The sequence below is a fragment of the Caballeronia sp. RCC_10 genome, from assembly GCF_041360715.1.
GTDB classification, from domain to species: Bacteria; Pseudomonadota; Gammaproteobacteria; order Burkholderiales; family Burkholderiaceae; genus Caballeronia; species Caballeronia grimmiae.
Genome location: NZ_JBFUPT010000010.1, coordinates 226,175 through 233,663 on the forward strand (window position 1 = coordinate 226,175; position 7,489 = coordinate 233,663).

General features: G+C 62.2%; 6 protein-coding genes and 1 pseudogene. All 7 read left to right on the plus strand.

Annotated elements, in window-relative coordinates; genetic code table 11:
- The first annotated feature begins 15 nt into the window (after positions 1-15).
- Positions 16-933, plus strand: a complete 918-nt coding sequence (locus AB6804_RS19330) for a DUF3034 family protein (RefSeq protein WP_370887807.1) — start codon at positions 16-18, stop codon at positions 931-933.
- The gene (locus AB6804_RS19335) at positions 933-1,373 is read left to right on the plus strand and encodes a group 1 truncated hemoglobin (RefSeq protein WP_370887808.1); all 441 of its coding nucleotides are present in this window, start codon (positions 933-935) and stop codon (positions 1,371-1,373) included. Before AB6804_RS19330 ends, AB6804_RS19335 begins: the two co-directional genes overlap by 1 nt.
- Positions 1,370-1,978, plus strand: coding sequence for a methylamine utilization protein (locus AB6804_RS19340; RefSeq protein ID WP_370887809.1), 609 nt, complete (start codon positions 1,370-1,372; stop codon positions 1,976-1,978). Before AB6804_RS19335 ends, AB6804_RS19340 begins: the two co-directional genes overlap by 4 nt.
- A gap of 1 nt (position 1,979) precedes the next feature.
- Positions 1,980-4,319: a putative bifunctional diguanylate cyclase/phosphodiesterase gene (locus tag AB6804_RS19345; RefSeq protein ID WP_370887810.1), complete on the plus strand. Its 2,340-nt coding sequence runs from the start codon at positions 1,980-1,982 to the stop codon at positions 4,317-4,319.
- Between the two features lie 366 nt (positions 4,320-4,685).
- Entirely contained in the window at positions 4,686-5,372 is a 687-nt protein-coding gene (locus AB6804_RS19350; RefSeq protein WP_370887811.1) for a response regulator, read from the plus strand.
- Positions 5,373-6,428: 1,056 nt separating this feature from the next.
- Entirely contained in the window at positions 6,429-6,959 is a 531-nt protein-coding gene (locus AB6804_RS19355; protein WP_370887812.1) for an ESPR-type extended signal peptide-containing protein, read from the plus strand.
- A pseudogene (locus tag AB6804_RS19360) lies at positions 6,841-7,489 on the plus strand (hypothetical protein); the annotation flags it as partial. The gene AB6804_RS19355 and the pseudogene AB6804_RS19360, both read left to right, overlap by 119 nt.

Below are 7,489 nucleotides of genomic sequence, written 5' to 3' on the forward strand. Positions count from 1 at the left end.
AGCCCGTCCACGTAAATGCAATCCATCCGCATGACCGCGAGCCTGGCTGGCGCAGTAGCCGCGCTCGTCTTGTACACGCCGTCCGCCCTCGCCGACGACGCCCCGGGCGCGCCGGAGCTGCCGGCCGTGCCGCTCACCAGCGGCAAGCTGCTGCTCACGGGCGGCGTATCGCAAATTGAAGGCGCGGCGGGCGGCGGCCTCGCGCCGTGGGCCGTCATCGGCGGCTACGGCACGGCACGCCAGCTTGGCGCGAATGTTCACGGCACCTACGTCCACACGCAGGACTACGCGCTCGGCTCGTGGGGCTTGACCGTGGGCGTGGCGAACCGTGTCGAGTTCTCGCTTGCCCGCCAGCGTTTCGACACGCGCGATGCCGGCGCGAAGCTCGGCCTCGGCGAAGGCTACGCGTTCAATCAGAACATCTTCGGCCTGAAAGTGCGTCTTTTCGGCGATTCCGTGCTCGATCAGGACACGTGGATACCGCAGGTCGCAGCAGGCATCCAGTTCAAGCACAACGAAGAGGGCGGCGTGCTGAAGGCCATCGGCGCGGCGAGCAATTCGGGCACGGACTTCTATCTGTCCGCGACGAAGCTGCTGCTCGCGCAAAGCCTGCTGCTCAACGGCACCGTGCGCTTCACGAAGGCGAACCAGTTCGGCTTGCTGGGATTCGGCGGCGACAAATCGAACGCGTACAAGCCGGAATTCGAATCGTCGGTGGCGTATCTGTTGACGAAGAACATCGCAATCGGCGCTGAATACCGCATGAAGCCCGACAACCTCTCGTTCGCCCGCGAACAGGATGCCTACGATGCGTTCGTCGCGTGGGCGCCCAACAAGCATGTCTCGCTGACGGCCGCGTATGTGTCGCTCGGCGATATCGCGACCATCCGGAATCAGCGCGGGCTGTACGTTTCGCTTCAGGCGGGATTCTGATGATGACCATGACCATTCGACACGCCGCGTTCGCGGCCTGCATGCTCGCCGCATTGACGAGCACGAGCGCCCGCGCGCAGGACGACGCGCTGTACCGGCAATTCGGGGAGAAGGAAGGGCTCGTGCGCATCGTCGACGACATGTACGCGAGCGTGACCGTCGATCCGCGCACCGCGCCGTACTTCGAGAACGCGCCGATCGGGCGCATCAAGACCAAGCTCGTCGAGCAATTCTGCGTGCTGCTCGATGGCCCGTGCGTCTACACCGGCCGCCCGATGCGACGCTCGCATGAAGGCCAGAACATCGATCGTGCGGCGTTCAATGCGCTCGTCGAAGACTTGCAGGCTGCGATGGACAAGAACGGCGTGCCGTTTCACGCGCAAAACAAGCTGCTCGCGAAGCTCGCGCCGATGTACCGCGATGTACAGGACCGTGAATGATGAAAGCCTACCGATTGTTCTTCGCGCCGTTGCTGGCGCTTTGTGCATCGCTTGCGCAGGCGGCGAGCGTGCGTGTTCAGGTCGTCGATCAGGCGGGCGCGCCGGTCCCTAGTGCCGTGGTCTATGCGACGCCCGTGGCCGGCAAGCCGCCCGCGACGAAGCCTGCCGGCGCGATCATCGATCAGGTGAAGCGGCGTTTCGTCCCGCTCGTGTCCGTGGTGCAGACAGGCGCGTCGGTGACGTTTCCGAACAAGGACAACATCGAGCATGACGTGTACTCGTTTTCGCCCGCGAAGCGTTTCGAGCTGAACCTGTATCACGGCATTCCGTCGAGTCCGGTCGTGTTCGACAGGCCCGGCCTCGTCGTGATGGGCTGCAATATCCACGACCAGATGGTGTCGTATCTGCTGATCGTCGATACGCCGTGGTTCGCGAAGACCGATGCAAACGGCATGGCCGTCATCGACAACCTGCCCGCCGATGCGCTCAAGCTCTCCGCATGGCATTTCCGTCTGGGCGATCCGAACGCGCAGCCGACGCAGAAGATCAACGCTGCGGCGGACGTCTCCGCGAAGTTCGCGCTGCAACTGAGGCCCGCCGAATAGCATGCGCCTGCACAGCCTGCGGGCGCGCATCGCGCTCGTGTTCGTCGTTCTGATGCTCGCCGCGCAGGCTGCGGCTTACGTCGTCATCAACTCAGTCATCCTGAAGAATGCGCACGAGAGCGCGGAACAGCAATTGTCGGTGGCGGAGCGCGTCTTCGGGCAAGTGCAGCGCGGCAATAGCCAGCAGTTGACGCAGGCCGCGAGCGTGGCCGCGTCCGACTTCGGCTTTCGCGAGGCGGTCGCGACGCACGACAGCAAGACCGTCGCTTCCGCGCTCCAGAATCACGGCGATCGCATTCATGCGGCCGTGGTGATGCTCGTCGATCTCGATGGCAAGCTCATCGCCGATAACGAAGGCGCGGCGCACGAAGGCATGGCGTTTCCGTTTCCGCACCTGATTCGCGCGGTCGCGCAAAAGGGCGATGCGTCGTCGTTCGGCATCATCGGCGGCAAGGCGTATCAGCTCGTCGCGGTGCCGGTGAAGGCGCCGATCGTCATCGCGTGGGTGGTGATGGGCTTCGCCATCGACGACGCCCTGGCACGCGAGATGAGTTCGCTGACATCGCTCGATGTGTCCTTCCTCACCGTCGATGCACGCGGCCGCTGGGACGTGGTCGCCAGCTCGCTGCCCGATGCGTCGCGCGCCAAGCTGACCGATCAGGCGCAACTGGCCGAAGATGGTTACGCCACGCGCGTGGTGCGTCTGCATTCCGAAGGGCGCACGGTGGTGGTGCTGCTCGAACGTTCGCTGAAGGAGGCGCTTGCGCCGTTTCACCGGTTGCAATCGACGTTGCTGCTGATCACGATACTCGGCGTGATGGTGTCGATCGTCGGCAGCATGTTGACGGCGCGCTCGGTGACGCGGCCGCTCGCGGCGCTCGCGCGCTTCTCGCGCCGCGTCGGGCAGGGCGATTACAGCGGCTCCATCGAGGTGCGTCATCACGACGAGATAGGCGAACTGGCGAACGCGTTCAATCAGATGCAGGAGGGTATCGTCGAGCGCGAGCGGCGCATCACCGAGCTTGCGTACATGGACCGGCTCACGGGCTTGCCGAATCGCGCGTTGTTCGCCGACCGCCTGCAACAGGCGATCGCCGCCGCCGGACAAACGCGCCAGCCGTTGTCCTTGATGATGATGGACCTCGACCGCTTCAAGCTCGTGAACGATACGCTCGGGCATCCGATCGGCGACATGCTGCTGTGCGAAGTCGCCGGGCGTTTGCGTGCGGCGCTGCATCAGCCGACGGACACGGTCGCGCGTCTCGGCGGCGACGAGTTCGCGGTGCTCCTGCCCGACAGCGATCTCGCGGCGGCGCGCATCGTGGCGGCGCGCATGCTGCGTGCGCTGGAAGAGCCGATCACGATCGAAGGGCAACTCGTCGATGTCGGCGCGAGTATCGGCATCGTGAGTTTTCCGGACAACGGCACGGACATGAACGTGCTCTTGCGACGCGCGGATATCGCGATGTACGTCGCCAAGCGCGCGAACCTCGGCCACGCGCTCTACGACGAGCGGCACGATCACAACAGCGCCGAGCGTCTTTCGCTGATGGGCGAGCTACGGCAGGCCGTCGAGCACGATCAACTCACGCTCTACTATCAGCCGAAGGTGGACCTGGCGACGCATCGCGTGAAGTATGTGGAAGCGCTCGTGCGCTGGGATCACCCGACGCGCGGCTTCGTGTCGCCCGACCAGTTCATTCCGTTCGCCGAGCAAACCGGCTACATCAAGACCATTACGCGCTGGGTGGCGGACAAGGCCATCGCGCAGTGCGCTGCGTGGCAGGCGCAGGGCATCGAGCTTCAGGTATCGGTGAACGTGTCGGCGCGCGAGCTGATCTTGTCGTCGTTGCCCGACATGTTCCTCGGCCTGCTTGCGAAACATGGCGTGTCGCCCGATTGCATATGGATCGAGATTACCGAGAGCGCGATCATGGACGATCCGAATCACGCGATCGAAACGCTCGACCGTCTGCATGCGCTCGGCATTCACTTGTCCATCGACGACTTCGGTACGGGTTATTCGTCGCTTTCATATCTGAAGCGCATGCCCGTGGATGAGCTGAAGATCGACAAGTCCTTCGTGATGGGCATGGCGCATCACAAGGACGACGAGACCATCGTGCGATCGACGATCGATCTCGGGCACAACATGGGCCTGAAGGTCGTCGCCGAAGGCGTGGAAAACGAGGCGATGATGCTGCGTCTGAAGGCGCTCGGATGCGATCTCGCGCAGGGCTATCATCTGAGCCGGCCGTTGCCGCCGGCGAGACTCCTCGACTGGCTTGCTGCATGGCCGGCGCAAGCCGGCGCTGCGGCTGAATTGCCACTGCCCGCTTAAGCTGCTTTACTCGCTGCACGCCCGCATAACGATGCAAAAGACCCGGGCCATGCAGCGCATCGAGTCAGTTCGTCTCCGGCGCATCAACAGTTGCGATGCCTGTTCATCGCGCTGGCTGCGCCTTTCAACGCCGCGCTGACTAGCTGCGGGTTTTCGACGTCGTTCTATATGACGGCCTACGTCCCGGCTTTATCGTTCCGGCAAGTCGCGAACAAAGACGTACGCGACGAAGGCGCGTCCATGCCGTCGTGACGACGCGGCAGCCGGATGCGTTCCCTTCCCGCTGCACGCCCGTCAAGCAGCGGGCCGAACGTGAGACCTGCGACAGCAGTTGATGAGCGCCTCCACAGGCGTCAGGAGATAACCATGACGAGACGTGCGAAGGTTGCCGTTGTCGACGATCATCCGCTCGTGCTATGCGGACTTCGCAAGGCGCTCGAGGGCGCGGGCTTCGATGTGTCCGGCACGGTCACGAGTCCGGCGGAATTAGTGAAGTTGCTGAGCGCTTCCGAATGCGATGTCGTCGTTACCGATTACTCGCGCCCCGGAGATCAAGGTCTCGACGGCTGGCGGTTTCTCGCTTCCGTATCGAGCCAGTATCCGCAAGTCCCTGTGCTCGTGTATAGCGAGTTCGACGATCCCTTTCTGGTTGGCAGTCTCGTCCAGCGCGGCGTCGCGGGATTCGTCAGCAAGCGTGACGAGATGCATGAACTGCTGGCGGGTGTGCGCGCGCTCGCGATGGGCGACCGTTATCTCTCGGCGATTGCGCAGGCATCGCTTCGTCAGTTCGGGGCACTGCCTCAATATCAACGCTTCGCGCTGCTCTCGCGGCGGCAGATGGAAGTGACCGGGCTGATGTTATGTGGACTCTCGGTATGCGAAACGGCGCGTTTGCTACAGCGGCGTGCAAATACGATCAGTGCGCAGCGCACTGAGGCTTGCCGGCGGCTCGGGTTCTCCGGGGAGTCGGAGATGTATCGGTTCGCCGTCGGATATGGGTTGTGGCTGGATCGGTCTTGCTCGTCGTCGGACCATGAATCGCGGGCGACTTGAGCTTTTTGGCGGCGAGATCGATTCGTGTCGGTGTATTAGTACGCTGCGTCTTCCATCCCCTTCTGGCTCGTCAGCACGGAGCAGTATTACAAGATACCAGTACATTTAAGAATCCTTCTATCGGTCGTGCTCGCCCTGAAAGGGGCGTCTCCTTTCGGATTTCTCCTATAGGCATGCGGCATGGCATCTCTCCCCTGAGTGCCACGTGTGGATGATGACGCCGTCGTCCATCACGTTGAGCGTGCCTTCGAACAGGGTGGCCAGCGCACCGTGATCGTCGGGAATCCGGACGTCCATCTGCTGGACCTGCGAGGGCGGCCTGTTGCGTCACATGACGTATCGTGACGGCGCCGATGGCTCGAAGCACTACACGTTTGAAGACGATAAGTCCGAGACTAGGGCAGTCTGTCAGTGAACAGGCAGGCGCGCGAATAGTTCTACACGAAGAGCGGCGTGGTGAACGGCAAGCCGTACGTCGTCAAGTCGCATGGTTGGTTGACGCCGCGCATGGCCAATCAGGGTCAAGCTGCTCAAGTGGCGAGCACGCCGGACATCTAAGCCTGAACGTCGAAACGGCTCAAACAACGCGCGTGCAGAAAGCCTGTCGTGAGAGCAGAAGGCGGCGCAACGCTGCCTTCCAAATGCGGTGCCTGGCCCGGCCACAGCGCCGGGCTTCTTTACGCCTGGATGTTTGGTAGCGGAGCGTGGTTCGTATCGCTCGATGAAAGACGCTGTTTCGCGCACGCATCGCCGGCGATCCGAAACCGATCGCACACGCGCTAGGACATATCTCAATTTTCTCCCATCCCCTTCGTGCATACGCCTCTGCGCGCTCCGTCCTGCCGTAATCGGGCGTAACACGGGTCTCTTCCATCCAGCCCAGTTTCGAATTCCTTCGATATGGACGCGCGTCACTGGTCTTTAGGATTCGTTTTGTGGATTCGCCAAAAAAGGTCGCAGCAGCGGAAGTCAGACACTGCGGCTTCGCAATAAGACCCAAAGGGCGTCGCCGGATCCCAAATGTCACGTCGCTAGGTTGTCTCTCTCAAGTCTGCATTGGAGATCGCCGCTCGCGCGTTTGTTACCGCGGTCGAACGATCGACGCGGAAGTCTCATCTCCTCTCATTTTCGGTCTCTCTCATGAACAAGAATCGGTTTCGTCGTGTCTTCAGTAAGCGTCTCGGCATGTTGGTCGCGGTGGCGGAAGACGTCACAAGCCAGGGCAAGGCGCCCGGCGAAGGCTCGGCGGCTCAGGTAGCGCCTGCAAGCAGCGTCGTTGGCGTTATCTCTTCGATGACGGCCTTCTCTGTCGCCATCCTGGCGATGCAACCCGGCGTGAGCTTCGCGCAAGCATTGCCGACGGGCGGCCAGGTCGCGGCCGGTCAGGCGTCGATCTCGCAGAACAGCAACACGATGACCATCAATCAGGGTAGCCAACATCGATGGCAATTCGACGAATGGCACGGGTGTGATCGTCGATCCGAACGCTTCGCTGAACACGACCGACAACGGCACGCTCAACATCTCGGGCAATTCGACCAACGGCAGCGGTGCGGACATCAACGGCTCGATCAACACGAGCGGTAACGGTTCGACCAACATCGACGGCAATTCGACCAATGGCACGGGTGTGATCGTTGATCCGAACGCTTCGCTGAACACGACGGACAACGGCACGCTCAACATCTCGGGTAATTCGACCAACGGTAGCGGCGCGGACATCAACGGCTCGATCAACACGAGCGGTAACGGTTCGACCAACATCGACGGCAATTCGACGAATGGCACGGGTGTGATCGTCGATCCGAACGCTTCGCTGAACACGACGGACAACGGCACGCTCAACATCTCGGGCAATTCGACCAACGGTAGCGGTGCGGACATCAACGGCTCGATCAACACGAGCGGTAACGGTTCGACCAACATCGACGGCAACTCGACGAACGGCACGGGCACGGACATCGGACCGAACGCTTCGATCAACACGACCGACAACGGCACGATCAACATCTCGGGCAATTCGACCAACGGTGACGGCACGGACATCAACGGCTCGATCAACACGAGCGGTAACGGTTCGACCAACATCGACGGCAACTCGACGAACGGCACGGGCA